Annotated in this window: 25 protein-coding genes and 2 pseudogenes; 13 read left to right on the top strand and 14 right to left on the bottom strand. The window is 62.0% G+C overall.

Annotated elements, in window-relative coordinates:
- From ABW22_RS03390 to istB, 3 genes and pseudogenes are all read left to right on the top strand, one after another.
- Window positions 1-710, top strand: a 710-nt coding sequence (locus ABW22_RS03390; RefSeq protein WP_419184914.1) for a nitric oxide reductase activation protein NorD, incomplete at its 5' end; no start/stop codon positions are given.
- 178 nt (window positions 711-888) lie between these two features.
- Window positions 889-2,406: pseudogene (istA, locus tag ABW22_RS03395) on the top strand (IS21 family transposase).
- Between the two features lie 11 nt (window positions 2,407-2,417).
- Window positions 2,418-3,137: pseudogene (gene istB, locus ABW22_RS18400) on the top strand (IS21-like element helper ATPase IstB).
- Between the two features lie 208 nt (window positions 3,138-3,345).
- Here the strand turns inward: istB and ABW22_RS03405 are convergent.
- The 4 genes from ABW22_RS03405 to ABW22_RS03420 all read right to left on the bottom strand — a co-directional run bounded on the left by ABW22_RS03405 (window position 3,346) and on the right by ABW22_RS03420 (window position 5,418).
- A complete protein-coding gene (locus ABW22_RS03405; protein WP_059751959.1) occupies window positions 3,346-3,687 on the bottom strand; it encodes a DUF167 domain-containing protein in 342 nt (113 codons plus the stop codon).
- The gene (locus tag ABW22_RS03410; RefSeq protein WP_059751961.1) at window positions 3,687-4,040 is read right to left on the bottom strand and encodes a YkgJ family cysteine cluster protein; all 354 of its coding nucleotides are present in this window, start codon (window positions 4,038-4,040) and stop codon (window positions 3,687-3,689) included. Before ABW22_RS03410 ends, ABW22_RS03405 begins: the two co-directional genes overlap by 1 nt.
- Before the next feature lie 38 nt (window positions 4,041-4,078).
- Window positions 4,079-5,143, bottom strand: a complete 1,065-nt coding sequence (hemE, locus tag ABW22_RS03415) for a uroporphyrinogen decarboxylase (protein ID WP_059751962.1) — start codon at window positions 5,141-5,143, stop codon at window positions 4,079-4,081.
- 68 nt (window positions 5,144-5,211) lie between these two features.
- The gene (locus ABW22_RS03420) at window positions 5,212-5,418 is read right to left on the bottom strand and encodes a CopG family transcriptional regulator (protein ID WP_059751964.1); all 207 of its coding nucleotides are present in this window, start codon (window positions 5,416-5,418) and stop codon (window positions 5,212-5,214) included.
- A gap of 253 nt (window positions 5,419-5,671) precedes the next feature.
- Between ABW22_RS03420 and ABW22_RS03425 the strand changes: the two genes are divergently transcribed.
- A complete protein-coding gene (locus ABW22_RS03425) occupies window positions 5,672-6,547 on the top strand; it encodes a spermidine synthase (protein ID WP_237763218.1) in 876 nt (291 codons plus the stop codon).
- 36 nt (window positions 6,548-6,583) lie between these two features.
- Window positions 6,584-6,829 (top strand): hypothetical protein, encoded by a 246-nt coding sequence (locus ABW22_RS03430; protein WP_059751967.1) that lies wholly within the window; start codon window positions 6,584-6,586, stop codon window positions 6,827-6,829.
- 30 nt (window positions 6,830-6,859) lie between these two features.
- Here the strand turns inward: ABW22_RS03430 and ABW22_RS03435 are convergent, their stop codons facing one another.
- The 8 genes from ABW22_RS03435 to ABW22_RS03470 form a co-directional block, all read right to left on the bottom strand.
- Window positions 6,860-7,390, bottom strand: a complete 531-nt coding sequence (locus ABW22_RS03435; RefSeq protein ID WP_059751968.1) for an NADH-quinone oxidoreductase subunit B family protein — start codon at window positions 7,388-7,390, stop codon at window positions 6,860-6,862.
- A gap of 115 nt (window positions 7,391-7,505) precedes the next feature.
- On the bottom strand, window positions 7,506-9,047 hold the full coding sequence (locus ABW22_RS03440; protein WP_059751970.1) for an NADH-quinone oxidoreductase subunit C: 1,542 nt from the start codon (window positions 9,045-9,047) through the stop codon (window positions 7,506-7,508).
- A gap of 1 nt (window position 9,048) precedes the next feature.
- Window positions 9,049-10,500, bottom strand: coding sequence for a hydrogenase 4 subunit F (locus ABW22_RS03445; RefSeq protein ID WP_059751972.1), 1,452 nt, complete (start codon window positions 10,498-10,500; stop codon window positions 9,049-9,051).
- Between the two features lie 3 nt (window positions 10,501-10,503).
- Window positions 10,504-11,166, bottom strand: a complete 663-nt coding sequence (locus tag ABW22_RS03450) for a hypothetical protein (protein WP_059751973.1) — start codon at window positions 11,164-11,166, stop codon at window positions 10,504-10,506.
- A 164-nt stretch (window positions 11,167-11,330) separates the two neighbouring features.
- A complete protein-coding gene (locus ABW22_RS03455) occupies window positions 11,331-12,275 on the bottom strand; it encodes a respiratory chain complex I subunit 1 family protein (RefSeq protein ID WP_059751975.1) in 945 nt (314 codons plus the stop codon).
- Window positions 12,272-14,290, bottom strand: a complete 2,019-nt coding sequence (gene hyfB / locus ABW22_RS03460; protein ID WP_082708484.1) for a hydrogenase 4 subunit B — start codon at window positions 14,288-14,290, stop codon at window positions 12,272-12,274. The genes ABW22_RS03455 and hyfB overlap by 4 nt, the downstream gene beginning before the upstream one ends.
- Window positions 14,291-14,302: 12 nt before the next feature.
- Window positions 14,303-16,426: a SulP family inorganic anion transporter gene (locus ABW22_RS03465; protein WP_059751976.1), complete on the bottom strand. Its 2,124-nt coding sequence runs from the start codon at window positions 16,424-16,426 to the stop codon at window positions 14,303-14,305.
- Between the two features lie 33 nt (window positions 16,427-16,459).
- Window positions 16,460-16,855 carry a hypothetical protein gene (locus tag ABW22_RS03470; RefSeq protein WP_157648535.1) on the bottom strand — a complete coding sequence of 132 codons (396 nt, stop codon included), beginning with the start codon at window positions 16,853-16,855 and terminating at the stop codon, window positions 16,460-16,462.
- A gap of 293 nt (window positions 16,856-17,148) precedes the next feature.
- Here ABW22_RS03470 and ABW22_RS03475 point away from each other — a divergent pair, with 293 nt between their 5' ends.
- From ABW22_RS03475 to ABW22_RS03495, 6 genes are all read left to right on the top strand, one after another.
- Window positions 17,149-18,507 (top strand): sigma-54-dependent transcriptional regulator, encoded by a 1,359-nt coding sequence (locus ABW22_RS03475; protein ID WP_059751979.1) that lies wholly within the window; start codon window positions 17,149-17,151, stop codon window positions 18,505-18,507.
- Between the two features lie 253 nt (window positions 18,508-18,760).
- Complete coding sequence (locus tag ABW22_RS17175; RefSeq protein WP_157648536.1) at window positions 18,761-19,285, top strand: hypothetical protein; 525 nt, start codon at window positions 18,761-18,763, stop codon at window positions 19,283-19,285.
- 97 nt (window positions 19,286-19,382) lie between these two features.
- Window positions 19,383-19,877: a hypothetical protein gene (locus tag ABW22_RS03480; protein ID WP_059751981.1), complete on the top strand. Its 495-nt coding sequence runs from the start codon at window positions 19,383-19,385 to the stop codon at window positions 19,875-19,877.
- Window positions 19,878-20,022: 145 nt separating this feature from the next.
- A complete protein-coding gene (locus tag ABW22_RS03485; protein WP_162264468.1) occupies window positions 20,023-20,844 on the top strand; it encodes a hypothetical protein in 822 nt (273 codons plus the stop codon).
- Window positions 20,845-21,161: 317 nt separating this feature from the next.
- A complete protein-coding gene (locus ABW22_RS03490) occupies window positions 21,162-22,994 on the top strand; it encodes a SulP family inorganic anion transporter (protein ID WP_059751984.1) in 1,833 nt (610 codons plus the stop codon).
- Entirely contained in the window at window positions 22,991-23,443 is a 453-nt protein-coding gene (locus tag ABW22_RS03495) for a universal stress protein (protein ID WP_059751986.1), read from the top strand. The genes ABW22_RS03490 and ABW22_RS03495 overlap by 4 nt, the downstream gene beginning before the upstream one ends.
- Before the next feature lie 36 nt (window positions 23,444-23,479).
- Here ABW22_RS03495 and ABW22_RS17180 read toward each other — a convergent pair whose 3' ends face one another.
- The gene (locus tag ABW22_RS17180; RefSeq protein WP_157648538.1) at window positions 23,480-23,659 is read right to left on the bottom strand and encodes a hypothetical protein; all 180 of its coding nucleotides are present in this window, start codon (window positions 23,657-23,659) and stop codon (window positions 23,480-23,482) included.
- Between the two features lie 16 nt (window positions 23,660-23,675).
- Between ABW22_RS17180 and ABW22_RS03500 the strand changes: the two genes are divergently transcribed.
- Both ABW22_RS03500 and ABW22_RS03505 read left to right on the top strand, forming a co-directional pair.
- The gene (locus ABW22_RS03500) at window positions 23,676-24,365 is read left to right on the top strand and encodes a response regulator transcription factor (RefSeq protein WP_059751992.1); all 690 of its coding nucleotides are present in this window, start codon (window positions 23,676-23,678) and stop codon (window positions 24,363-24,365) included.
- Window positions 24,349-25,611, top strand: a complete 1,263-nt coding sequence (locus tag ABW22_RS03505; RefSeq protein WP_059751987.1) for a sensor histidine kinase — start codon at window positions 24,349-24,351, stop codon at window positions 25,609-25,611. Before ABW22_RS03500 ends, ABW22_RS03505 begins: the two co-directional genes overlap by 17 nt.
- Window positions 25,612-25,631: 20 nt before the next feature.
- On the opposite strand, the gene ABW22_RS03510 is transcribed toward ABW22_RS03505, so the two are convergent.
- Window positions 25,632-26,192, bottom strand: coding sequence for a carbonate dehydratase (locus tag ABW22_RS03510; protein ID WP_059751989.1), 561 nt, complete (start codon window positions 26,190-26,192; stop codon window positions 25,632-25,634).
- Window positions 26,193-26,635: the final 443 nt, after the last annotated feature.

The raw sequence follows: 26,635 nt of genomic DNA on the forward strand, positions 1-26,635 counted from the left end.
GCGTGGTGGAGATGGTCAACGGGCTCGACGTCGAAACTGCCGGCGACGCCGCCGAGGAAATCTGGGTGCTCGCCACCGAACTCTACCCGTATGAAGACATGGGCAAGAGCTACAACGAGCTGGAAGGCCGCGAGCCGGTGTCCAATCCCTTCCACTATTCCGAGTGGGATTACCCGATCCAGCTGGAGCGTCCGGCCTGGGCCACGATGCAGGAAAAGTGCGCGAAGTCGGACGACCTGCAGGTGATCGATGACATCACCGCCAAGTACAAGCGCGAAATCCACCGCATGAAATTCCTGCTCGACGCCATGCAGCCGCAGGGCGTGCAGCGCATCCGCAAGCTCGAAGACGGCGACGAGATCGACATCAACGCGGCGATCGCCAGCTTCATCGACATCCGCCTGGGCAACCAGCCTGACCCGCGCATCATGATGCGTTCGGTGCGGAAGACGCGCGACTTCTCAATCCTGGTGCTGCTCGATCTGTCGGAATCGACCAACGAGAAAGTGCAGGACCAGGAATACTCGGTGCGCGAACTGACCCAGCAAGCCTGCGTGCTGCTGGCCGACGCGATCAACAAGGTGGGCGATCCGTTCGCCATCCACGGCTTCTGCTCGGACGGCCGCCACGACGTCGAGTACTACCGCTTCAAGGACTTCGACCAGCACTGGGATGAAGTGCCGAAGGCTGGGTATTCCGGCGCATCGTGACCGCCCATTCCGGACGAACGTGACCGATTTCGGGCCGCTTCCGGAATCGGCGGTCACGATACCGGAAATACCGGAACGGTGTCGCACAAAGCAGTAATGGTGTTACGCATAGTGCAACCGAGCCGGTACGCTTTTCAGCTTTTTGTCTGGAGACAGCGTGCCCGCACCAAGGATCAATATGCGTAAGATAAAAGACGTGCTGCGTTTGAAGTTGGACGCCAAGCTCTCGCACCAGCAGATTGCCGCCACGCTGGGCATTTCGAAGGGCGTCGTCACCAAGTATGTGGGTCTCGCCGCCGCAGCGGGCCTGGACTGGCCGGCGGTTCAAGGCACCGACGAAGCCGCGCTGGAGCGGCGCCTGCTGGTCGCCCCCGAAAGGCCACGCGACCATGTTCAGCCGGACTATGGCCGCTTGCACCAGGAATTGTGGCGCAAGGGCATGACGCTGATGCTGCTGTGGGAGGAATACCGGGCCGATCACGCGGACTGCCAGACCTACGCCTATTCCCAGTTCTGCGACAACTACCGGCGCTTCGCCCGCCAGCTCAAGCGCTCGATGCGCCAGATCCACCGCGCCGGCGAGAAGCTGTTCATCGATTACGCCGGTCCCACCATCGGCTTGAGCGATGGCAGCCGCGCCCATATCTTCGTCGCCGCGATGGGCGCCTCCAGCTATACCTTCGCCTGCGCCACGCCGCGCGAGACGATGGCCGACTGGCTCGAATCGACGGCGCGTGCACTGAGTTTCTATGGCGGCGTGCCCCCAACTCATCGTCCCCGACAACCCGAAGGCCATGGTCGCGGACGCCAACCGCTACGAGCCGCGCAGCAACGACACCGTGCTCGACTTTGCACGCCACTATGGCACCTCGATTCTGCCGGCGCGGCCCCGCCATCCTCAGGACAAAGCCCGTGCGGAATCAGCGGTGCAGATCGTTGAACCCTAAATGACTCCGATTCGCTACGCGCTAAAGCGCGTGCGAAATCGTATGCGCTGGATCATGGCGCGCCTGCGCCATCACCCATTCACCAGCGTGCACGAGGTCAACCAGGCCATCGCGCCGCTGCTGACGCGGCTCAACGAGAAGCCGTTCCAGAAGCTGCCCGGCAGCCGCGCCAGCACCTTCGCCGCGCTGGATGCGCCCGCCTTGTTGCCGCTGCCGTTGCAGCGCTATGAAATGGCGAACTTCAAGACGGTCAAGGCGCACATCGACTACCACGTTGAGGTGGAGCGCCATCGCTACAGCGTGCCGCACGCGCTGGTTGGCCAGGTGCTGGAAGCGCGCATCACGACAGCGGTGGTCGAGATCATGCATCGCGGGCAGCGTGTAGTCAGCCACGCCCGCAATAGCCGGCAAGGCGGCTTCACCACCATCGCCGCGCATATGCCGGCAGCGCATCGCGCCCACATTTCGTTCCCGCCGCAGCGTTTGACCCACTGGGGCCAGAGCATCGGCCCGGCCACGGCCGAGGCGGTGACGCGGCTGATGGCGGAGAACAGGCATCCCGAGCACGGCTACCGCGCCTGCCTGGGGCTGCTGTCGCTGGCCAAGCGCTACGGCAAGCCCCGCCTTGAGTCCGCCTGCACGCTGGCCTTGCGGATCGGCGCCTGCCAGTACCGCCACGTGCGCGACATCCTGACCAACAACCGCGACCAGAGCACGCCCACGTGCGTGGCCCTGACTACTACCAATAAGGAATTCGAAGATGATGATGCATACCACCCTGGCGCAACTGCGTACCTTGAAACTGGATGGCCTGGCAACGGGCCTGGAAGAACAACTGGCCCAGCCCGGCATGGCCGCGTTGAGCTTCGAGGAGCGGCCTGGCACTGCTCGTCGATCGGGAAGTCCACTGCCGCAACGACCGCAAGCTGCTACGCCTGCTCAAGAACGCGCACCTGAAATATGGCCAGGCGGCCATCGAGGACATCGATGCCCGCTCGGGCCGCGGGATCGACCGCCGCGAGGTGATGAGCCTGGCATTGGGAGACTGGGTGACCGCCGGCCACAGCGTGTTGATTACCGGGCCGACCGGCGCAGGCAAATCCTGGCTCGCTTGCGCCCTGGCGCAACACGCCTGCCGGCGTGGTTACTCCGCGATCTATCAGCGTGTACCCCGCTTGCCGGAAGAATTGCGCATCCGGCACGGTAGCGGGGCCTTCGGCAAATGGCTGATCCAGCTGGCCAAGACCGACGTACTGGTTCTCGATGATTGGGGTATGGGCGCGATCGACAGCATGACGCGATCCGACCTGCTGGAAATCATCGACGACCGCGCCGCCAATAAGGCCACGTCATTACCAGCCAATTACCAGTTGAACACTGGCATGCATGGATCGGTGACGCCACCATCGCCGACGCCATCCTCGACCGCATCATGCAGCGCAATCACCGCTTCACGCTGACCGAAGACATTACAATTTAACCGCGTAACACCACCTGATGCGCAGCGGTCACGTTCAGCCGGAATGAGCGGTCACGTTCACCGGAATACGCATCTATGCGTCTGAGATGGATTGTAGGAGGCCCGCCCCCGAGGCGGATGCAGGCGGTTGTGCGGCGCCGGCATTCGCGGCGAGGGCGCCGCTCCTACAACTTCAAACTTCACTTGGCCGGATCAACAGGGCGGTCTGTCAGACCAATTCCTGCTGGCCAATGACCGCTGGCAGCCGCTTGGGGGCTTTGATGCGCAGTTGTTTGTTCACATTCATGCGGCCAAACACAACCTCGATGTCGCCCGTCGCCACGCCGAACTCCTGCGCCAGAAAACGCACCATGTGGTCGGTTGCCTTGCCGGCGCGCGGGGCGGCGGTGACGCTGACCTTGAGCTGATGGCCATAGGGTTTGCCGATTGCATCGTTTTTCGCGCTCGGTTTGCCCAGGATGTTGAGCACCAGCGTCTCGCCTTCCCAATAAAAAAACGATTTCGCTGCCGCCACGGCGATGTCGCTGGGCTTTTTCTTTGGCTTTTTCATCAAACGAGAACGTGCCGCGTCGCCGTGAAATATTGGTAAATCTGCTGCTCGATGCGCGGGTCGATCATCGTCTCGGGGCGTTTGCCGTTCGGGCAGGCGAGTCGTGGCGTGGTGCCGAACAGGCGGCAAATCAACGGGCGTTCCGTGTAGACCTGGCAGCCGGCGTCACCCAGGTGCGGGCAACTCAAGCCGTCCAATGCCGCCGCATGCTCCGCTTCGCTTTTTTCCGGGAGCCGGGCCATTTCTTCGCTCGACGCGGTGACCGGCCCGCAGCAGTCATGACATCCGGGTTCGCACTCGAAAGTCGGGATGCGGCGTCGGAAAAAACGGATGGTCTGGCTGTTGGGGGTCAAAGGGGCCTCGATCCTGGCGTGCTCAGCGGCTAAAACGGTCAGGCGTGGTAGGGCCGGCTCAGTTCATGCACCGCCTCGACCATGGCCGCCGCATGGTCCGGCTGGGTGAACTGGGAAATGCCGTGCCCCAGATTGAACACGTGGCCGTTGCCCGGGCCGTAGCTGTGCAGGACTTTGCCGACTTCGGCGCGAATGGTGTCGGGCTTGCTGAACAGCACCACCGGGTCGAGGTTGCCTTGCAGCGCCACCTTATCCCCGACGCGGCGGCGCGCCTTGCCGATGTCGATGGTCCAGTCCAGGCCGATGGCGTTGCAGCCGATGGCGGCAATGTCTTCCAGCCACAGGCCGCCGCCCTTGGTGTAAACGATGCTGGGAATGGCGGCGCCGTCGTGCTCGCGGATCAGCCCGTTCATGATCTGCTGCAGGTAGGCCAGGGAAAACTCGCCGTAGGCGGCTTCGGACAGGGCGCCCCCCCAGGAATCGAAAATCATCACCGCCTGGGCGCCGGCTTCGATCTGCGCATTGAGATAGGCAGTGACGGCGCGGGCGTTGACGTCGAGAATGTGGTGCAGCAGGTCCGGACGATCATAGAGCATGGTCTTGACCAGGCTGAAATCCGGGCTGCCGCCGCCCTCCACCATGTAGCAGGCCAGGGTGAATGGGCTGCCGGAAAAGCCGATCAGGGGTACGGTGTTATCCAGCGCCTGGCGAATCTGGCGGACGGCGGCCATGACATAGCCCAGTTCGATATTCGGGTCTGGCACGGCCAGGGCCAGGATGTCGCGCGCCTGACGCAGCGGCCGCTCGAATTTCGGTCCCTCGCCGGTGCTGAAGTAGAGCCCCAGTCCCATCGCATCGGGAATGGTAAGGATGTCGGAAAACAGGATGGCGGCATCGAGCGGGAAGCGTGCCAGCGGTTGCAGCGTGGCTTCCGTGGCGAGATCGGGGCTCGTGCACAGACCCATGAAATCGCCGGCCCGTGCCCGGGTCTGGTTGTACTCCGGCAGGTAGCGACCCGCCTGGCGCATCATCCACACCGGGGTGTATTCGGTCGGCTGGCGGAGAAGGGCACGCAGGAAGGTGTCGTTTTTGAGTGGGGTCATGGGGGGAGTATCCGTTGCGGACTGAATGAGAGGAGCGGGTGCGAGACGTCTCGTTCCCCGGCAGCCGGCTACTTCAACGGGTGATCGATCCTGGCGGTGGGTGCCGACAGCCATTCGGGCAGCTCGCGCGATCCCGCGTGTTCGATGATGTACTGGTGAATCAGCCTGCGCACCACTTGTGACGAGGTGAGGTCTTGCTGGGCGCAGATTTCCTCGAAGATCTGTTTCTTTTTCGGGTCGATCAGAAGCGTCAATCTGGCGGTGCGGTTTTCCATTGAATGCCCTGGATATGCATGTGATGTGCATAGAATGATAACTGGATTATCATTCAAATACCATGTAGTATCTGTGCTTGTTGGATCGATCAAGCTGCGCCTAACCCTTTTCCACAGCCACTCAATCGCGTCCTGCTGCCCTTGCGGACCGCTTTTCCCGGGTGGCTTGGTTGGCTCACCCCGGCGTGCGACCTTGTGGGGCAATCCGATGACAGACCTGGGCAATCGAGAGAGGCCGATGAGCAATAAAGCGATGTCCCCATGCGCCCCGCTGCTGGAACTGCCCGGCATGGCGTTGAACGATCTAGGCGAACGCGGCAGCCTGCGCCTGCTCGAATCGGCGCAGTGCGACCCGGATGTGCTGTGTGCCCAAATCATGACTGGTTGCTACGGCAAGCCTTTCATCATCGAAGATCGCGAGACGCGGCGACTGCATTTCAGCCTGGAGCTTGTCCAGAGCTCGATGCGCATCGACGACCCTTTCGCCCTCGAATTTGCCTACACTCGCAAGATGATGGCGTTTCTGTTGTTCGTGCCGGACCCCGGCCATGTGCTGATGGTCGGCCTGGGGGGTGGTTCGCTGGCCAAGTTCTGTTATCGACACCTGCCGCGTGCGCGCCTGAGCGTGGTCGAGGTGAATCGCGATGTCATCGCCCTGCGTGAGGCGTTTGGCGTCCCCGACGACACACGTCTGGCGATCATCGAGGCCGATGCGGCCGAGTATCTGCCAGCCGCGGAAGGCGATACCGACGTTCTGCTGCTGGACGGCTTCGACGCCAAAGGCATCGCCCCGACTTTTCTCAATCGCGGCTTTTACCGGGCGGCGCGTCGCCGACTCAGGCCGGGTGGCCTCGTCGTCGCCAACTTCGCCGGGCCCAGGAAATACTGGTCCAGGCACCTGGCCTTGCTGAACGAAGCCTTCGAGGGGCGCGTGCAGGTGGGGACGGTGCCCGGGGGCGATAACCATATTGTTTTCGCTTTTGACGAAGCCGGCTGTTCCCTCGATGGGGAACGGCTGGAACAACGGGCGGAAGCGCTCGCCGAGCAGTTTCCGCTCGACTTTTCGGCCATCGTGCAGAGCCTGCGCGAGGGGGCTGAATTGCGTTGGGTGAAGGATTTTCGCCGCTAAAAGCTTTATTATTCTCAAATGCCAGGTGCCAAACACATGCAGAAGATCCATCAATTCCTGAAAGATCGGGGAGAGCAGCTCGATTCCGAGATCGCAGCCGCGACCCGAATCCCGCTGGAAGACGTGCGCCTTTATCTGTCCGAGCTGTCGAAACGGGGAGACATCATTGCGTGTCACACCACGCGATTCATCAATGGCAAAAAAATTGAGGGGATGTTGTGCCGGGTCGCGGGCTATACGCCGTCTGCCAGCCCCGGCAGGAAACCCAAAGCCAAGGCATAGCCAGGCCTCGGCGTTCGCGCGACCGGCGTCCTAGGACGCCGTTTTTTTGGCCTTGCTGACGGCAGCCAGAATGCCCTGCAACAGGGCGATGGGCGTGGGCGGGCAGCCCGGTACTTCGACGTCGACCGGGATGACGTTGGAAACCTTTCCACACGAGGCGTAGCTTTCGCCGAACATCCCCCCCGTGCAGCCGCAGTCGCCCATGGCGATCACCCACTTGGGTTCCGGTGTGGCATCAAACGTGCGCTTCAACGCCACTTCCATGTTGCGCGAGACCGGGCCGGTGACCAGCAGCACGTCGGCATGGCGGGGGCTGGCGACGAACTTCACCCCCATGCCCTCGATGTTGTAATGCGGCCCGTTGAGGGCATGGATTTCCAGCTCGCAGCCGTTGCAGGAGCCGGCGTCGACATGGCGGATCGCCACCGACTGGCCGAACACCTTGAGGATATCCGCGTGCAGGGCTTGCTCGCGGGTGCGCAGGTTGAGATCGGCCTGCGGCGCCGGTTCGGAGACGAAGCCGGTCTTGAAAATCTTCTGCAGGATCAGGTGGGTTGCCATGTCTGTAATCTCTAGCGCATGTTGTAGGAGCGGCGCCCCGCCGCGATAACATCAGCCACATGTCCGGAGGACTTCGCGGCGGGGGCGCCGCTCCTACCGGACAGGAAGCACGTAGTCATAAATCCGGTCCGCTGTAGGAGAGGTTGAACGATTTGTTGATGAGCGGGAAGTCGGGAACGATGTTGCCCAGTTGTCCCACTTCCAGCAACGGCCAGTTCTGCCACGACGGATCATGCGGATGCACCCGGTCGAGCCTGCCGTCGGCGCCGATGCGCACGGCCACCAGCACTTCGCCGCGCCAGCCTTCCACCCAGCCGAGGCCTTCGCACACGTCCTGAACCGGCTTGAGCGGGGTGTGGATGTCCCCCGCCGGCAGGCGCGCGAGGAGGTCGCGGATCAGGCGCAGCGACTCATTGATTTCGGTGAAGCGCACTTCGGCGCGCGCCAGCACGTCGCCGCGACGCTGCGTGGACATGCTGACGTCGAGCTGGTCGTAGGGTGCCTGCGGGAACTGGGCGCGGGCATCCCAAGCCTGCGCGCTGGCGCGGCCGGCCAGCCCGGTGAGGCCCAGCCGTGCCGCCAGGTCGGGCTTGCAGACGCCGGTATTGGCGAAGCGGTCCTGCAGGGTGGCGTGTTCATCGTAGATGGCCTTGAGCGAACGCACTTCCGTCTCGATGCGGTTGGCCTCAAGAGCGAGTTTCGCGCGGCCGCTGTCGCTGAGGTCCATCGCCACCCCACCCGGCACGATGCAGTCGAACAGGTAGCGATGGCCGAACAGTTTGGCGGTCAGCCGCAGCCAGTTTTCCTTCAGGCGCCAGAATTGCATGAAGCCGAAGGACAAGGCGACGTCGTTGCCGAGATAGCCGAGGTCGCCCAGATGGTTGGCGATGCGCTCGATTTCCAGGAACAGCGCGCGCAGCCACACGGCACGTTCGGGCACCGCGCTGGCAGTGGCGGTTTCCACCGCCATGCAGTAGGCCCAGGCGTAGGCGCTGTGGGTGTCGCCGGAGACGCGTCCGGCCAATTTTGCGCCGGTCGCGAGGTCCATGCCCTCGAAGCGCTTTTCCGTGCCCTTGTGGGTGTAGCCCTGGCGCTGCTCCAGCCTGAGAACACGCTCGCCGATGACGGAGAAGCGGAAATGCCCCGGCTCGATGGTGCCGGCGTGAATCGGGCCGACCGCGATTTCGTGCACCCCGTCGCCTTCGACGCGAATGAACGGATAGGCGTCGGTGTCGTGGGTGGCGGGCAGGCTGGCATCGAAGTCCTTGCGCAGCGGGAAGACGTTCGCCGGCCAGGCGCCGTGGCGCAGCCACTTGCGGTCGTCCACCGCGTCGCTGGCTGTGATGCCGAGCAGGTCGAAGGTCGCGCGCTGCATGCGGTCGGCCTGCGGGAAGATGTGCGCCAGATCGGGGTAGGCCGGCGCGTTCGCCGCGAGCGCGCTACTCACCCAGGCCAGCCCCGAACTGGTGAGCAGTGCGGCGTGAATGCCGAAGCCGCCGGCCAGGTGGCGGTCGTCCGAGCCCCACAAGGCAATGAGTTGTCCGCCTTCCTCCTTGACCTCGCGTGACAGCGCGAGCAGCTGTCCGGCCTCCATGCGGCCGCGCCAGATGTGCTTGCCGAGCGGTTCGAGGTGCCAGTCGTGTTCGCCGATCTTCATCTCAGCCTCCCAATAGTTGCGCTGCCTGCCGGTACCAGTCAGCGAGATACGGCGGAATGAACAAACCCAGCATCAGCACCAGCCCCAGGTGCAGGAACACCGGCGTCAGCGCGGGCTGGTAAGACAGTTTCGGCAATTCGGTCTCGCCGAACACCATCGGCTGCACCTTGCCGAAGATGGAGGCGAAGGCGACGCCCAACGCCAGCAGCAGGAAGGGCGTAGCCCAGGGATGTTCGTGCATGGCGGTGGTGATGATGAGGAACTCGCTGGCAAACACGCCGAACGGCGGCACGCCGAGGATGGCGACAGTGCCCAGCATCAGTCCCCAGCCAAGGGTGGGGTTGGTCTGGATCAGCCCGCGGATGTCGGCCATCAGTTGCGTGCCGGCCTTTTGCGTGGCGTGGCCGACGGCGAAAAAGATGGCGGACTTGGTGAGCGAGTGCATGGTCATGTGCAGCAGCGCGGCGAAGTTCGCCACCGCGCCGCCCATGCCGAAGGCGAAGGTGATGAGGCCCATGTGCTCGATCGAGGAGTAGGCGAACATGCGCTTGACGTCGGTCTGGCGCTTGATGAGGAAGGCGGCCAGCACCACCGAGAGCAGGCCGAAGCCCATCATCAGGTTGCCCGCCATATTGTTGCCGAGCGCGCCGTCCACCAGCACCTTGGAGCGCATCACCGCGTACAGCGCGACGTTGAGCAGCAGGCCGGACAGCACGGCGGACACCGGCGTCGGGCCTTCGGCGTGGGCGTCCGGCAGCCAGCTGTGCAGGGGGGCCAGACCCACTTTCGTCCCGTAGCCCACCAGCAGGAAGACGAATGCCAGCGACAGCACCGTGGGCTCCAGCTGCGCTTTGACGCCGTTCAGCTGCGTCCACTGCAGCGCGGTGCCGCCCGAGCCCAGCACCTTCTCCGCCGCGAAGTAGAGCAGGATGGTGCCGAACAGCGCCAGCGCGATGCCGACCCCGCACAGGATGAAATACTTCCACGCCGCTTCCAGCGAAGCCGGGGTGCGGTACAGCGACACCAGCAACACCGTGGCGAGCGTCGCCGCTTCCATCGCCACCCATAGGATGCCCATGTTGTTGGTGGTGAGCGCCAGCAGCATGGCGGCGATGAATATCTGATAGCTGCTGTGGTACAGGCGCAGCCGCTGGGCATTGAGCCTGCCGTGTTCTTGTTCGATGCGCATGTAGGGGCGCGAGAACAGGGATGTGGTGAAGGCGACCAAGGCGGTCAGCGCAACCAGGAACACGTTGAACGAGTCGATGAAGAACCAGCCGGCGCCCACCATCATCGGTCCGCCCTCGACGATGCGTGCCGTTAATAGCGCTGCTGCGATCAGGGTGAGAAAGCTGAACAGCGCATTGATCTCAGGCGCATTCTTCCGGCAACCCCACAGCGCCAGGAATATGCCGCCCGTCAGCGGAATGCCGAGTAGCCAGTAAATTTCCACGACTTATTTTTCCTTGAGTTTTTCCATGTGCTTCAGATCCAGCGAATCGAAGGTCTCGCGAATCTGGAAGAAGAAGATGCCCATCACGAACACGCCCACCATCACGTCCAGCGCCACGCCCAGTTCCACCACCAGCGGCATGCCGTAGGTGGCGCTGGTGGCCGCGAAAAACAGGCTGTTCTCGATCGCCAGAAAGCCGATCACCTGGGGGATCGCCTTGCTGCGGGTGATCATCATGAGGAAGGCGAGCAGCACGCAGGCCAGCGCGATGCCCAGGGTCGAGCGCATCACGGTGCCGGACAATTCCGAGATCGGTAGCGCCAGGTTGAAGGAGAAGATCACCAGCACAATGCCGATCAGCATGGTGGTTGGGATGTTGATCATCGGCTCCACATCGCGATCCATGTCCAGCTTTTTTACAATGCGAAAGAAGAACCAGGGCATGCCAATCACTTTGAGCACCAGGGTGAGTGCTGCCGAGTAATACAGGTGATGCTGGCCGGTGGACCAGGCCACCAGCGCGGTCGAGGCTGTCAGTGCCGCGCCCTGCCAGGCAAACAGGGTGATCAGCCCCGCGATGCGGCGCTGCGACAGCATGGCGAAGGAGATCAGCAACAGCAGGGCGGCCAGCAGATTGACGATCTGAAGGTGATAGGTCAGCGTCATATGGATTCCTTTGTCGCGAGCGGAGAGTTCTGAGTCGAGAGCGGAGAGTCGAGGGCGGAGAGCAGGTCCGCCATCTTCCGCATTTCCGCTCTCGACTCTCGACTCTCGACCCTCGGCTCTCCGCTCGACACTCTCGACTCTCCACTACTCACTCTCGACTCCACTCAAACCTCCAGCAGGAAATGGATCAGCATGCCGAGCACTGCGAGCAGGAAGGCGGTGCCGAGGAATTCCGGCGCGCGAAACAGGCGCAGCTTGGCCGAAATCGTCTCGAGGAACGCCAGCGCGGCGCCGCCGAGCAGCAGCTTCGCGACCATGGCCAGCAGCGCCAGCGGCAGGGCAGCGAGATCCCCCTGCGCCGCAATGCCCCAGGGTACGAACAGGGCGATGCCCAGCGCCGAATAGGTGAACAGCTTGAGCGCCACGGCCCACTCGATCAGCGCGAGATGCCGGGCTGAATATTCGAGGATCATCGCCTCGTGGATCATCGTCAGTTCGAGGTGCGTGCCGGGGTTGTCAACCGGGATGCGCGCGTTTTCCGCCACCGAGATCATCCAGAATGCCACGGCGGCGAAGGTGATGCTGGGATAGATGGCGAACTCGCGGTGTGCCAGCGTCGCGACGATAACCGGCAGCTCGGTCGATTGCGCGATGAAGCTTGCAGTGAAGAACACCATCAGCAGCGCCGGCTCGGCGAGGAAGGACACCAGCATCTCGCGGCGCGCGCCCAGGCTGCCGAAGGCGGTGCCGATGTCCATCGCCGCCAGCGCCAGAAACACCCGCGCCAGCGCGAAGATGCCGACCAGGGCGATGACGTCGGCGGCCGGCGAGAACGGCAGGTCGTTGGCGATGGTCGGCACGATGCCCGCCGCCAGCGCCATGCAGGCGAAGATCATGTAGGGCGCGAAGCGGAACAGCGGCGAGGCGTTGTGTGCGATCACCGCGTCCTTGTGGAAAAGCTTCTTCAGCGTGCGATAGGGCTGGGTGATCGGCGGCGCGCTGCGGCCCTGCAGCCAGGCGCGGCACTGGTTGACCCAGCCCATCAGCAGGGGCGCCAGCAGGATCGCCAGCAGGGTCTGGGCGAGTTGCAGAAGGATGCCGGTGCTCATCGTGTTGTAAAGACCAGGAGGAAGATCAGGGTGGCGAAGCTGTAGATCAGATACCACTGGATGCGGCCGTGCTGCAGCCGTCCGGCCTGCTCCGACAGCCAGCCCGTCAGCCGCGCGATCGGTTCATATAGAATGAACCATATCTTGTCCAGCGACGCGCCGTGGTAGTGCGGGGTGCGTGAGAAGGGATCGGGGGTTTCCCGCTCGACCTTCATGAACACTTCGAAAATCTGCCGGATCGGCTGGCCGAAGCCTTCGGCGCTGTCCTGCATGCGCGCGTCCTGTTCCGGGTAGCCGCAATCCCACGGATCGCTGCGGCGCACCCGGCCATGGTAGACGCGACGCACCCAGATGAAGGTGAGCAGCAGCACCACCCCCACCACCGCAAAGAAGATCAGCGGCGCGTAACTCGCGCGCTCCGCCGAGACGGGTGCGAGCATCAGCCAGTTGCCGTCGTTCACTAGGGTCTGCTTGGTCAGCAGCTGCACCACCGGGGAAAGCCAGCCGATGACCTGGGCGGGAAACAGGCCCAGCAGCACACAGCCCGCCGCCAGCCAGAGCATTCCAAGCCGTTTCGGCCAACTGGCTTCATGCGCGTGCTGCAGCGCCGCATCGCGTGGCTGGCCAAGGAAGATGACGCCATAAAACTTCACCACCACATAGGCCGCCAGCGCCGCCGCCAATGCCACGGAAGCCGCTGCCACCGGAATCACCATGTTGAGATAGGGCTGGGTCAGGTTCGGCGTAAGCAGGAAGGCCTGCAACAGCAGCCATTCCGATACAAAGCCGTTCAATGGCGGCAGACCGGCAATCGCCAGGGCGCCGATCAGCGTTAGCCAGGCGGTCCACGGCATGGTGCGGATCAGCCCGCCGAGTTTGCCCATGCGCCGCTCGCCGGTGGCATGCAGCACCGCACCTGTGCCCAGAAACAGCAAGCCCTTGAAGAAAGCGTGGTTGATCGAGTGATACAGCACGGCCGTCAGGGTGAGTGCTGCCATCGCACCTTTGCCGTCAGTGTAGAAGATCAGGGTGAGGCCGAAACCCGCCAGGATGACACCGACGTTTTCGATGGAAGACCAGGCCAGCAGGCGTTTCATGTCCGACTGCACGGCGGCGAAGATGACCCCGTAGAGCGCGGTGATGAGCCCTAGCGCCAGTGCCAGGGTGCCCCACCACCCGATCTGCACGTTGAGGAGATCGAAGGTGACGCGCAGCAGGCCGTAGATGGCAGTCTTCAGCATCACCCCGGACATCAGCGCCGAAACCGGCGAGGGCGCGGCCGGGTGCGCTTCCGGCAGCCACACGTGCATGGGCACGATGCCTGCCTTGGCGCCGAAGCCGAACAGCGCCAGCAGGTAGGCGGCCGAGGCCCAGAACGGCGTCAATTCGGCCAGACGCATGGTGTCGAAGGTGTAATCGCCGTGACCGCCCTGCAACACGCCGAAACACAGCAGCAGAGCGACTGCGCCGACGTGGGCGATCAGCAGATAAAGGAAACCGGCGTGGCGGATCTCGGGTAGGTCGTGGTCGGTGGTGACCAGAAAGTAGGACGACAGCGCCATCACCTCCCAGGCCACCATGAAAGCATAGGCATCGTCGGCCAGCATGACCGTGACCATGCCGCCCAGGAACAGGTGATACCACAGGATAAGCAACGCCAGTGGGCCCGCAGCCATGTTGCGGAAATAGCCCATCGCATACACCGTGATGCCGAACGCCGCGCCGCCCAGCAGCACCATGAAGAAGGCGGACAGGGCATCCAGCCGCAGATGGAAAGGCAGGTCGGGCAGGCCGATCGGCAGGATGACCGCGGAGGCCGGCAGCAGCAGGCCGGCTACCCCCACGCCGGCAATGAAGAGTGCGCCCAGGGCGCCCAGCGGAAACACCAGCCGGATCAGCAGGCGCTGCGAGCCCTGCAGCAACAGGGCCGCGAATCCCAGCACCAGCCAGAACATCACCCCTGCCCAGGCCCACTGGACCGGATCTGCAAAGTAGGAATAAAACCCGTTTGTCATATTCAAGAAAACTTACCGTTCCGGTGATACCGCGCAGAAAAGATCATCCGCTGCATTTTCGCCCAGTTTCTCGTAAATCGCGGCAATCGCCTGGTCGACCGTGGCAAACAGCTTGTCCTGCCCGATCGTGTCGAACAGCCCGGTGGCGCGCATCACATCCAGCACCTGTTTTTTCAGGCCGCTGAATACCAGGGTGATCCCCGCGCTGTTCAGGCGCTCGACCAGGTGATGAATGACCTCCTCGCCGGACGCGTCCAGCTGATTGATGGCGTCACCCACCACCAGGACGTATTTGGCATCAGGGTGATTGGATACGGCTTCCAGCACCGCGTCCTCGAAGTAGGAGACGTTGGCGAAGTACAGCGAGCCGTCGAAGCGGATCGCCACCACGTGCTTGCTGGTGGGCAGATCCGGGTTCACCCCGAGGTCGCGCAGGGTGCCATCCTTGTAGCGGCCGAGAATGGCGACGCGCGGCGACATGGTGCGATAAAGGTACAGGCCCAGCGCCAGGCCCGCGCCCACCATGATGCCCTTGTCCAGATGCGGGGCGAAGGCCAGCGTGGCGATGAAGGTCACCACGGCGGCAATGCCGTCATGCCGGCTGGCCTGCCACGCATGCTTCACTGCCTTGAAGTTCACCAGACCGACCACCGCCATGATGATGATGGCAGCCAGCACTGCCTGCGGCAGGTGGTACAGCAGCGGGGTGAGAAACAGCAGCGCGATCAACACGATCAGCGCGGTGATCACCGAACTCATGCCGGTTTTAGCGCCCGCATTCATGTTGACGGCCGTGCGCGAGAACGAGCCCGAGACCGGGAACGCCTGGGTAAAGCTGCCCACCACGTTGGCCAGGCCCTGGCCGACCAGTTCCTGGTTGGGATCGATACGCTGCCGGGTTCTGGCCGCAACGGCCTTGGCGATGGAGATCGCCTCCATGAAACCCACCAGCGAAATCACCAGCGCCGCCGACAGCAGCGAACCCAGCGCATCCAGGTTGAAGCTGGGCATCTTGACGCTGGGCAGGCCTTCGGGGATGGAACCCACCACCTCGCCGCCGCCCACCAGCTGGAAGCCATTGGCGCTGAGCTTGCGCAGGCGGTAGGGCGTCTCATCCAGCGTCACGTCCTGTGGCGGCCTGTCGGCCGCATAAATGGCCAGCGTCGCACCGCTGGCATCCGTGCTGCGTACCACCTGCAGGTGCCGCAGCGCCGCTTTTTCCTTGGCGAAAGCCGCTTCCGCAGCGTGAACTTCAATCCGTGCCAACCCCAGTTCGGCTTCCATTTGCACCACGTGAACGTTCTCTTCGGCACTGTTTTTCAACATCGCCTTCAGCGCGGCCGACTTCTCCGCGATCTGCGTGTTCAGGTCGTCCACCCGCTTCGCAGCCCCCATGCTTTGCTGCACCACGGCCAGTAGTTCGGGGTCGGCGATTTGCTCGGGCGCGCCGGCCGCGTTGCGTTCGAACCCGGCCGACCATGACAGCAGCGTCGTCACCACCACGGCAATCAATACGCCGGGTAGTTTGGACGCATATTTTTTGATGCTCCACATGAGGGCAATGGCCAGCGCACCCATCGCCAGCGTCGGCAGATGGGTGTCACCGATCAGTTGGAATACGCCGACGATATCGTTGATGAAATGCTCGCTGCGCCCCATCGGCACGCCGAACAGCTTGGACACCTGCGACAGCGCAATGATGATGGCCGCCGCGTTGGTAAAGCCGACGATGACAGGGTGCGACAGGAAGTTGACGATCACGCCCAGCTTGAACACGCCGAGCAGCAGCTGAATGATGCCCACCAGCAGCGCCAGCATGATGGCCAGCGCGATGAACTGGTCGGAGCCCGGCACTGCCAGCACTGCCAGCGACGAGGCCGTCAGCAGCGACACCACCGCCACCGGCCCGGTGCCGAGCTGGTTCGAGCTGCCCCACAGGGCCGCTACCGCCACCGGCAGGAAAGCCGCATACAGCCCGTAATACGCTGGCAGCCCGGCCAGTTGCGCGTAGGCCATCGACTGCGGAATCAGCACCAGGGCCACGGTAAGGCCCGCCATGAAGTCGGCCTTCAGCACGTCGTCCGTCATCGGGAACCAGCGCAGGAAGGGCAGGAATTTGGTCAGAAAGGCAGGCATGGATGGTCTTTAGGTCAGTTAATTGCGTATGGATCAGGCTTGTTTCTTGTCATGCGCCGCAGCGGTCACCAGCGGGCAGGCCAGGTGTTTCCACGGGTCGCTGCTGCGGTCCTGGGCCAGTGCTTCCCAGCCTTCGCGCGAGTCGATCACCACCGCCGCAATGTGTTCATGGGCGTTGGCGTAGTCGACCAGGTCGCGCCGGCGCAGGCTGGGCTTCACGTCCAGGCTGAACGGCAGGCCTGCCTCGCGCAGCGAGTCCAGAAAATCGTCCATCTCGGGCGGCGGTGTTTCTCCGGCGGCGATGACCTGGATTTCCAGGTCGGCCTCGAGGCGGCGGCAAAGCGACAGCGCGGAAGTTAGCAGACGCGGATCCACATGCCCCTCGCGGACGGCGAGCAATACGGTTCGTTGTTTGCCGGGGTGGGTCATTCCTGAGCGCTTGCTATTGGGACACTACCCTTAGTGCAGCAAGCGTGCCAGCCGGGATGAATCCACCCAAGGGTATGAAAAATCAGAGGAAACAGGTTAAACGCGGCTTTTTAAATCAACTGCGAACTGTTGCAGAACGCAACGGTTGGATGGCTTGGCGGAAAGCGCCTGTCATGGATCGGTAACCGCACCTTTGTTAAATCTAGGTTAAAAGACAATTGCCCAACTTGTTGCAATTAGCATTGGCTTATTGCAACATGCAACAACATTTAGCGCAAATGAACGGAGAGCGCATGATTAGCGGCAAGCTTCTGATCGTGGACGACGAAAAAGTCGCCATGAAAAACCTGGAACAGGTGATGAAAAAGGCGGGCTACGCGGTCACCGCCACCCAGAGCGGAAGCAATGCCCAGGTCCTGCTGGAGAAACAGCCTTTCGACGTGGTGCTCAGCGAACTGCGCATGGACAAGGTGGACGGCATGCAGATCCTCAAGCGCTGCCGCGAAAGCCACCCCGACACCGAAGTCATCCTGATCACCGGCCATGCCACGCTGGCGTCTGCCGTCGAGGCGATGAAGCAGGGCGCCTTCTACTACCTTGCCAAGCCCTACCGGCTGGATGAGGTGCGCGAAGTGGTGGCCGGGGCGCTGGAAAAAATCCGCCTCAGGCGGGAAAGCCGCAGTCTCAGAAAGCAGGTGGAAAGCTACCAGGGCAAGGTGTGCATCCTCACCCAGGACAACCACATGCAGCACCTCCTCGACATGGCGCGGCAGGTCGCACCCACCGACTGCAACATCCTCATCACCGGCGAATCCGGCACCGGCAAGGAGCTCTTCGCGCGTTACCTGCACCATCACGGCCGGCGCGAGTCCGGCCCGTTCGTCGCGGTGAACTGCGGCGCCTTCAACGAGGAGCTGCTGGCCAACGAACTGTTTGGCCACAGCAAGGGCGCATTCACCGGCGCCCACGCCGACAAGAAGGGACTGCTGGAAGCGGCCAGCGGCGGCACCCTGTTTCTCGACGAGATCACCGAAATGCCGCCCGCCATGCAGGTCAAGCTGCTGCGCCTGATCCAGGAAAAGGAAGTGCTGCCGCTGGGCGCCACCACGCCGGTAAAAATCGACGTGCGCTTCATCGCCGCCACCAATCGCGACGTGCTGGAGATGGTGAAGCAGGGCGGCTTCCGCCAGGACCTCTACTTCCGCCTCAACGTCGTCAACCTGCACATCCCCGCTTTAAGCGCACGCAAGGAAGATGTGCCGCTGCTCACCCACCACTTCCTGGCGAAGCACGCCGCGCTGATGGGCAAGGACGTCACCGAGATTGCACCGGACACCCTCGACCTGCTGCGCGCCTACGATTTTCCCGGCAACGTGCGCGAACTCGAAAACATCATCGAGCGCGGTGTCGCGCTCACTACCGGCCACAGCATCGAACCCGCCCAGCTGCCCGATGATTTGCGCGAACTCTCCATCCGCACCTTCCGTAAAAAGGCGGGGCGCATCCCCACCCTGGAAGAACAGGAACAGGACTACATCGCCTGGGTGCTGCAGGAAGCCGGTGGCAACCAGACCCTCGCCGCGCAAATCCTCGGCATCGATCGCGTGTCGCTATGGAGAAAGTTGAAGCGGTATGAGGTGGAGAAGGGTTAAGCGGCCAATATGGGGGAAGGCGGTTGTCGGCCAATTCCGGACGGTCGAGCACTTCCCCCATAGCAGACACTCGATCCGGATTATCATTGCACATGCGGACAGGCAACCTCAGCGCACCCACAATGAATTAGTCAGTTACAGCACATCGGCATGCTCAAAGAATTTCAATAGCCCAGACCGGCCAGTCTGGTGAATAACTATTGGACGCCATGATTATGCAGGCAAGAATTTTCGCCAATGAGGAAATCGAGAAATGAAATATCGCGAGGTTGCCATCTTCTCTGGTCATCGATTCCAAGTGCCTGAGCACATTCAACGTCTCGACTCAAAGAACACCCGAGCGTGGCAGCTACGCTATGGAAAATGGAAGACATTCTCCGACCACACAACTGACGGTAGCGGTGCGGAAGGCGCTCTTGCCGCGGCCATCGAAGAACTCCATAAACGCATTGATCGCTTGCCTGCGCCTACTGGGCTAAAGCAAGGAAACAGTTCGTCGAAGAACAATGATTTGCCGGTCGGTATCTCTGGGCCAATTTCACGCACGCGAAAAGGTCGCCGTGTTGCTGAATACAACTTTGGTGTCACCATTCCCCGGTTTGGAGATAAGCCGACCAATGCAAATGTGTACATCGGCACCGAGAACACCATGACTGACGGAAGATACGAAGAGTCTCTTGCAAAGGCTGTCGATATACGGAAGAAAGCAGAGAGGGCGTTTCAAGCCGCCGCAACGAAAGCCAAGCGCGCCGCCATTCGTCCAAAGGAAAATAAGTAAGTCATGCAGGGTTTCCTCCACATGACGCCCAACCCTTTGTTACATGGGATGCGCCGCAAGTGGCGCTCCCCTGGACTTGCACGTTAGTGCCGCTCCCATGACATTCACTTTCACTCTTCACAAAGAAAGCCTCAAACGAAAGTTTGCGGTGTACGTTGTTGTAGCGAGGTCAAGCGACAATACAAAGTTGTATGTCGGCAAGACTGGCGACAACAATGACGGCTGCAACCCCCTTATCTCTCGTTGCGGAAACCATTTTTCCTACAACAAGATGCATAGCCAAATCCGGAATCATCTCGATGATCACGAAGAGCGTGATTACATCTATGTGTTCGATCATTTTGACGATTACCCAGAAGACGATACCGTGAGGCGTACGTATATCGACAAGATCAATGAGATGGAGCGCTGGCTAAACGAGGAGATTCAGAAAGCCATTGAAGGAAAAAAAGCCGTTCAACTTCTCAATCCGTTTACCGGACGCGGTTACTTGCCAAAGGTGGAGCAGGAAAAGAGAAGGACATTTCGCACAGCGAACAACAGCAAGAAGATTTCCAGCTTAGTTGCGGCTGTGGTGAAGCAAATTGACTAAATAAGCCAAGCTTGCATATTCATGGCTTCAAGGTAATTAATGTTAGCTTTTTCCGTCCATGCCGAGACGATCTAATCTATTCCAGCGCCTTGTGTTGCTCATAAATAGCAGCCTCGCCGGCCACGCGCAGGTCATTGAGTCGGCGATGGTTAGGGACAAGATCACTGGGGAACAACGAGAAGTCGACGTGCTAATTGCGACAAACGCCTCGGGCTATGAGGTGAACATTGCCATCGAAGTCGTCGCGCGCGGACGGAAAGCCGATACGCCTTGGGTAGAGAGCATGCGCTCAAAGCATTCTTCCTTGCCCACGGACAAACTGATCCTCGTTGCAGAAGCTGGTTTCTACGCCCCCGCACTTGCAAAGGCTAAGTTCTATGGAATCGAGGCTGTGACGATTGAAACTGCACTCGCTGCAGACTGGAAGATTGTTGCGGAGCTTACAGCGACAGGCTTCTTTGAACTCACATCCTTCAAGTACACGTGCGCAGTGATATATGAGTCGGACGGAGGAAACCGAGAACAGATTGATGTTCCCTCAACCTCGTCCATAACCTGCGATTCCCAGCAGACCACGCTTGATGAGTTTGTCCGCTACGTGCTCAATCTTACCGAAACGAAGGAAGCCCTATACCCCAGAATCACGTCGATGAATGAGCGTCAGTTCTGGTTCTCGTACTCTAGGCCAGGCGGTCTGTGGGATGCTGAAATCAATGGAGCAACCGTACGGGTAGTCGAACTCAGGGTCGGACTTGATGTGGACCACACGAGAACACCCGTTGAGGTCTCGGCCGGAAAATACCGGAATACACCTTTTGTCGCTGGTGTATCCTCGTCAAAGACGAACGAGCTTCAATTTGTCTTAGTGAAGAAACCCGATGGAACTACCGAAGGCGCGGTTGTTGATGCGTCCGGTGTTCGAAAGCTCATTGGTGCTCGTGAACACATCGATGAAGTACGAAGCTAACCCGCCGATTCCAGGGGGCCACCGTGAAGCTGCGCTTCTCGGCGGCCCCTGAACTAGCACGTTGAACGGCAGCTATACAGAAATCCGAACGGCTGAAACGGGTCGATTCCAGCCCCCCAGACTCGTTGGATGCCCGCGTGTACCCCTTCCTCACTTGATTGGCGTGCATCACGTTTTCCACAAATTCGCTGATATCCGCGTTCCTCGTGCGGACCCGCTTGCGGTATGCGGATAACCTGTCCTTGACCTGCGCTTAACCGGCCGTTAACGCGTGTGTTGTCAGACTTCAACCATTGTTCAGAGGTTGGAGTTTCGCCATGTTTGCCTCACACGCCCGTAGGGGCGCTTTACGTTTCGCCTTCGACTGGTCGCGGCTGTTTCCCTTCCTGCGCTGGCGCGACCGGGTGACTCGCGCCAACACGCGCGACGATGCCATGGCCGGGCTGACGGGGTCGCTGATCGTGCTGCCGCAGGCGGTGGCCTTCGCCACCATTGCCGGCCTGCCGCCGGAATATGGTCTGTATGCGGCGATGACGCCGGCCATCATCGCCGCCCTGTTCGGATCGAGCTGGCATCTGGTGTCCGGCCCCACCACCGCCATTTCCATCGCCGTGTTCGCCTCGGTCAGTCCTTACGCCCCGCCGGGCTCGCCGGAATTCATCGGCCTGGTGCTGACGCTGACCTTCCTGACCGGTCTGTTCCAACTGGCCCTGGGATTGGCGCGCATGGGCGTGCTGGTGAACTTTATCTCGCATACCGTGGTGATCGGTTTCACCGCGGGTGCTGCGCTGCTGATCGCCGGCAGCCAGATCAAGAATTTCTTCGGCGTGGACATCCCGCGCGGCACGCCTTTCTTCAAGACACTGGAACTGCTCGCGCTGCAGGTGGGCAGCATCAACCCCTACGTACTGGCGGTGAGCCTGACAACGCTGGTGGTCGGCATCCTGACCAAACGCTATGCGCCAAAATTGCCCTACATGATTGTCGCGATGGTGGCAGGCAGCTTGTTCGCGGCAGGCATCAACGCATATTACGGGGTGGACACGACCCACATCAGCACGGTCGGCGCGCTGCCTTCCGGCCTGCCGCCGTTGTCCCTGCCCGACTTTTCATTCCACAGCCTGTCGCAAATGATGTTTCCGGCGCTGATCATCACCATGCTGGCACTGACCGAGGCGGTGTCGATTTCCCGCGCCATTGCCATCCGTTCCGGCCAGAACATCGACGGCAACCAGGAGTTCATCGGCCAGGGGCTGTCCAATATCGTCGGCAGCTTCTTCTCCGGTTATGCCGCCTCCGGCTCGTTCAACCGCAGCGGCGTCAACTATGCTGCCGGCGCGAGAACGCCGCTGGCGGCAGTGTATGCCTCACTGTTTCTGGTGGTGATCCTGCTCTTGGTGGCCCCCCTGGCGGCTTATCTGCCCAACGCTGCCATGGCCGGCATCCTGTTCCTGGTGGCCTGGGGGCTGATCGACAGCCACCACATCCGCCTGTTGCCCCGCATCAGCAAGCAGGAAACCGTGGTGTTGTGGGTCACCCTGATCGGCACCCTGATCGACCTGGAAAAAGGCATCTTCTTCGGTATTGCCCTGTCGCTGGCGCTGTACCTCTACCGCACCTCGCGCCCGACCCTGGAAGTCGTGGTGCCGGACCGCGACCCTGAAAGCCTTCACTACATCCACGTCGACGGGCATCCGGAATGTCCGCAGATCAAAATGGTGCGGCTGAACGGCTCCATTTTCTTCGGTGCAGTCGCTCATCTGCAGCAGCAGTTGCAGGAGATGCAGGAAGCTGCGCCGCTGCAAAAACACCTGGTGGTGATGGCCAGCGGCATCAATTTTGTCGACCTGGCCGGCGCCGAGTTTCTCGCTGAAACCGCTCGACGCTATGCCCGCGCAGGCGGCAGCCTGAGCTTCTACCGGATGAAGGAAAGCGTGGCCGAGACCCTGCGCAAAGGCGGCTTCATGCAGGACATCGGCGAGCACAACCTCTACCCGGTCAAGTCCAGGCCGGCGGAAGCGATTTTCCCGCGCCTGGACAAAAACATTTGCGCGGATTGCCCGCACCGGCTTTTCCACGCCTGCCAAACAGTCAGCCGTCAGACGGAAAACACGCATCAACACCCCTTAACCGAAGGAGCGCTGCCATGAAAACCTATCGCCGCATTCTGGTGCCCATCCCGGCGAATGGCCAAGGCGACATCCTGCTGCAGCGTGCCGCCGAGCTCGCTCAGGGCCCACGCACGCAAATGCTGGTGGTGCGCGTGCTTGACACCCGCAGCGGCTTCGAGCCCGACGGCCCGGCTGCCGTCCTGCCGGGAGAAGCGGCCGCACGGCGCGCGCCGGACGTGAAGAAGCGGCTCGAGTTGCAACTGGCGCGCAACAACCTGGGTTGGGCGGAAGCCAAAGTGGTGTGGGGCGAAACGAAAGTCTTGCTGGCCGACGTCATCCGCACCTGGGAGCCCGATCTCGTCGTCGCCTGTGCCGGTCAACTGCCCCAAGGAATCGCGGAGGGTACGGACATCCTGACAGTGAGCCCCCGCAGCGTGTTCAGACGCTTGGCCGAGGCCTTGCATCATCCCGCGCCCGGGCATGCCTGAAGCAGCGCCTTTGGCCTTTTTCGCCGGCGCGCCGAACTATTCGCGCACGCAGTCAGGCAGCGCGCAGGCAAACGACATGCCTGAACCGAACCCGGCGCGCGAGTCGGGTTTCCAGTAGCCACCGGCGTGGAGAGGGTTGGCGCGGCTGGACGCAATGCCGCGCTTGCAGTAAAAGATATCTGATCGATCACTCTCGCCACCGTGCCACCCGTTCATGCACGACCCCGAAGCCATTTCTGTACTCATCATCGAAGACAGTCAGGATCTTGCGGCGAACATTGCCGACTATCTGGAGGCCAAGGGCTATCTGGTGGATGTGGCCATGGATGGCGTCACCGGCCTGCATTTGGCCGTCACCCAACCGCATGACGTGATAATCCTCGACCTGATGTTGCCCGGCATCGACGGCCTGACCCTGTGCCGGCGCCTGCGCCAGGACGCGCAATCCTCAGTGCCGGTGTTGATGTTGACCGCGCGCGCCACGCTGGACGACAAGGCCGCCGGTTTCGGCGAGGGAGCGGATGATTACCTGGTCAAGCCGTTCGAATTGCGCGAGCTCGACTTGCGTCTGCGCGCCCTGACGCGGCGCACGCGCGCCGGCGAAACCCAGCGCCGGCTCAAGGTGGCCGATCTGGTATTCGATCTCGACACGTTTACCGTGCAACGCGCCGGCCAGACCCTGGCCCTGCCGGCACTGCCGCTGAAAATTCTGGAATTGCTGATGAGGCGTGCGCCCGGTGTGGTCTGGCGGCGTGATATCGAACAGGCTGTGTGGGGCGACTCGCCGCCGGACAGCGATTCCCTGCGCGTACACATGCATACCCTGCGCTCCGCCATCGACCCACCGGGCCTACCGCCCCTGCTGCACACGCTGCGCGGCGTCGGTTACCAACTGAAAGCCCCCGATGCGCCTGCCGCGTGACTTGCGCGGGCGCGTCGCCCTGTTCTTCGCCGGCTTCGGCGCCTTCGTCAGCCTGATCATGGCGGTGGTGCTGTACCAGGGAGCCCACGACCTGGGACAGCGCCTGATCGACGAAACCCTGTCGGCGGAACTGGACGACTACATCGCCCGGCGCGAACGCAATCCGGCATCGCTGCCGCCTTCCACCGTCATCGTCCAGGGCTATGTACGCGATGTCGACGGCGTCGGCGATGTGCCGGACTACCTGGCGGGGCTGCCGCTCGGTCGCCATGACATCCACCTCGGCACGCTGAGTTACCGGGTCGCCATCCTGGAGCGCGGCGGTACGCACTACTATCTGCTCTACGACACCTCCCTGCAGGCGCGGCGCGAGCAGCGTTTTGCCTGGATACTCGGGCTGATGGCCGTGGCCATGACCCTGTTGTCCACTCTCGGCGGCATCTGGCTGGCACGTACCGTGGTCGCGCCGGTGGCCGAGTTGGCGGCCAAGGTGCGTCACCGCAGCCCGGATGACTGGGAACAACAACCGCTGGCCGACGATTTCCCTGTCGGTGAAGTGGGCGAACTGGCGCGCGTGTTCGATCGCCACCTGATCCGCATGCGTGCCTTCATCGAACGGGAACGGGCCTTCAGCGCCGACATCAGCCATGAATTGCGCACCGCCCTGGCGGTGATCCTGAGTTCAACCGAGGTGCTGCTCGAGGATGACAGCCTCGGTGACCGGCAGAAAGCCCGGATTGGCCGCATCGATCGTGCCGCCCACGACATGGCTGAACTGGGCACGGCCCTGCTGTTGATGGCACGCGAGGAACACAGCCTGGCCGCGGGCGGGGGTTGCGTATTGGCCGAGGTGGTGCGGGCCGTGGTGGAGAAGCAGCGCCACCTGCTCGGCAGCAAGCCGGTCGAGGTGGAAGTGCACACCAACCCGGAGCTGATCCTGTCCGCCGATGCCGGCCTGGTGGAAATCCTGGTCAGCAACCTGGTGCGCAATGCCTTTTCCTACACGGCGGCCGGCACCGTGGTGGTGCTGCAGGATGCCCGCTCCCTGACCGTGAGCGATACCGGAAAGGGCATCCCCGGCCACGCCATGGAACAGGTTTTCATCCGCCATTTCCGCGACATGACGAGCGAAGGCGCGGGGATCGGCCTCTCCCTGGTCAAGCGCATCTGCGACCGCTACGGCTGGCAGGTCAGGCTGGAAAGCAGCGAGCGGCAGGGGACCACGGTCAAGGTCAGTTTCTCCTGACCGGGTCGATTTTCAGCCCGTCAAAACTCGTTGCGTATCCGCTTGTAACCCTTCACCAGCTCGTTGTTGGCCTGCGCCACGCTTTCCGAAAACCCACTGACGTCCGGCGTCACGCGCTCGATTCCGGCCAGCTCCTCGTTGGAGTGGATGTTGGCGGTGGAGGGGATGTAGAAGCCCGGCGGGACGTCACAGTCTTCGACCACTGAGTTGTGGCGGACCACCGATCCGTCGCCGACCGAGCAGTTGAACAGCACCGAGTTGAAGCCGACGAATACGTTGTCGCCCACCGTGCAAGGTCCATGCACGATGGAGCGGTGGGCGATCGAACTGCCGCGCCCGATGGTGACGCCGCCCCCCGCCTTGCAGTGAATCACCACGCCATCCTGGATGTTGGAATCGGCGCCGATGACGATCGGCTCCATGTCGCCGTCGTCATTCACTTCGTCCGCGCGTATCACGGCATACGGCCCGATGAACACATTGGCTTCGACGATGATCTTGCCGCAGAGGATGGCGGTGGGGTCGACGAAGGCGGTCTCGTGCACCTGGGGGAGGTCCCCGTTTGGATTGCGGCGGATCATGGTGGGTCTCGGCTGATTCGGATGAGGCGGGGGAGCAATTCTAACCTGAACGCCGCCGCCCGTTTGATGCGTTGCCCTTCCCGGTCGACGGCAAAACTCCGACAGCAAAGCCTGGGGAGACGCTGATTAATCCGTCTTTGCGAGGAGCGTTGTTAGCCTTTAGCCGCGAGCGTAGCACGGCGGGACGCGGCAATCCTGAAATGCCTGCTTAATCAATGCGCTGGATTGCCGCGCTTCGCTCGCAATGACGGCTATATCGAATTAATCAGTGTTTCTCTAGTTCTACTGTGTTATTAAACATTCATGACCTGATTTGCTGATCTCCCGCAGCATGGACATTGCAGCAAGCCTTTTGCGATGGCAGCTGCGAGGCGGAAGCGCAATGTGGGGATCGAATTCTGGACGTGGCGTTGCATCGGTCGTGGCCCCGCGCGGGCGGAAAC

It is taken from the genome of Thiobacillus denitrificans, assembly GCF_001530125.1.
In the GTDB taxonomy this organism is placed as follows: Bacteria; Pseudomonadota; Gammaproteobacteria; order Burkholderiales; family Thiobacillaceae; genus Thiobacillus; species Thiobacillus denitrificans_C.

What these genes read in the sequence shown, in the direction of transcription:
- ABW22_RS03425 (WP_237763218.1), top strand. Translation starts at nt 5,672, where the DNA reads ATGTCCCCATGCGCCCCGCTGCTGGAACTGCCCGGCATGGCGTTGAAC.
- ABW22_RS03430 (WP_059751967.1), top strand. Translation starts at nt 6,584, where the DNA reads ATGCAGAAGATCCATCAATTCCTGAAAGATCGGGGAGAGCAGCTCGAT.
- ABW22_RS03490 (WP_059751984.1), top strand. Translation starts at nt 21,162, where the DNA reads ATGTTTGCCTCACACGCCCGTAGGGGCGCTTTACGTTTCGCCTTCGAC.
- ABW22_RS03505 (WP_059751987.1), top strand. Translation starts at nt 24,349, where the DNA reads ATGCGCCTGCCGCGTGACTTGCGCGGGCGCGTCGCCCTGTTCTTCGCC.
- ABW22_RS03405 (WP_059751959.1), bottom strand. Translation starts at nt 3,687, where the DNA reads ATGAAAAAGCCAAAGAAAAAGCCCAGCGACATCGCCGTGGCGGCAGCG.
- ABW22_RS03435 (WP_059751968.1), bottom strand. Translation starts at nt 7,390, where the DNA reads ATGGCAACCCACCTGATCCTGCAGAAGATTTTCAAGACCGGCTTCGTC.
- ABW22_RS03455 (WP_059751975.1), bottom strand. Translation starts at nt 12,275, where the DNA reads ATGAGCACCGGCATCCTTCTGCAACTCGCCCAGACCCTGCTGGCGATC.
- ABW22_RS03465 (WP_059751976.1), bottom strand. Translation starts at nt 16,426, where the DNA reads ATGCCTGCCTTTCTGACCAAATTCCTGCCCTTCCTGCGCTGGTTCCCG.
- ABW22_RS03450 (WP_059751973.1), bottom strand. Translation starts at nt 11,166, where the DNA reads ATGACGCTGACCTATCACCTTCAGATCGTCAATCTGCTGGCCGCCCTG.
- hyfB (WP_082708484.1), bottom strand. Translation starts at nt 14,290, where the DNA reads ATGACAAACGGGTTTTATTCCTACTTTGCAGATCCGGTCCAGTGGGCC.
- ABW22_RS17175 (WP_157648536.1), top strand. Translation starts at nt 18,761, where the DNA reads ATGAAATATCGCGAGGTTGCCATCTTCTCTGGTCATCGATTCCAAGTG.
- ABW22_RS03510 (WP_059751989.1), bottom strand. Translation starts at nt 26,192, where the DNA reads ATGATCCGCCGCAATCCAAACGGGGACCTCCCCCAGGTGCACGAGACC.
- ABW22_RS03480 (WP_059751981.1), top strand. Translation starts at nt 19,383, where the DNA reads ATGACATTCACTTTCACTCTTCACAAAGAAAGCCTCAAACGAAAGTTT.
- ABW22_RS03485 (WP_162264468.1), top strand. Translation starts at nt 20,023, where the DNA reads ATGGTTAGGGACAAGATCACTGGGGAACAACGAGAAGTCGACGTGCTA.
- ABW22_RS17180 (WP_157648538.1), bottom strand. Translation starts at nt 23,659, where the DNA reads ATGAACGGGTGGCACGGTGGCGAGAGTGATCGATCAGATATCTTTTAC.
- ABW22_RS03495 (WP_059751986.1), top strand. Translation starts at nt 22,991, where the DNA reads ATGAAAACCTATCGCCGCATTCTGGTGCCCATCCCGGCGAATGGCCAA.
- ABW22_RS03470 (WP_157648535.1), bottom strand. Translation starts at nt 16,855, where the DNA reads ATGACCCACCCCGGCAAACAACGAACCGTATTGCTCGCCGTCCGCGAG.
- ABW22_RS03420 (WP_059751964.1), bottom strand. Translation starts at nt 5,418, where the DNA reads ATGGAAAACCGCACCGCCAGATTGACGCTTCTGATCGACCCGAAAAAG.
- hemE (WP_059751962.1), bottom strand. Translation starts at nt 5,143, where the DNA reads ATGACCCCACTCAAAAACGACACCTTCCTGCGTGCCCTTCTCCGCCAG.
- ABW22_RS03440 (WP_059751970.1), bottom strand. Translation starts at nt 9,047, where the DNA reads ATGAAGATCGGCGAACACGACTGGCACCTCGAACCGCTCGGCAAGCAC.
- ABW22_RS03475 (WP_059751979.1), top strand. Translation starts at nt 17,149, where the DNA reads ATGATTAGCGGCAAGCTTCTGATCGTGGACGACGAAAAAGTCGCCATG.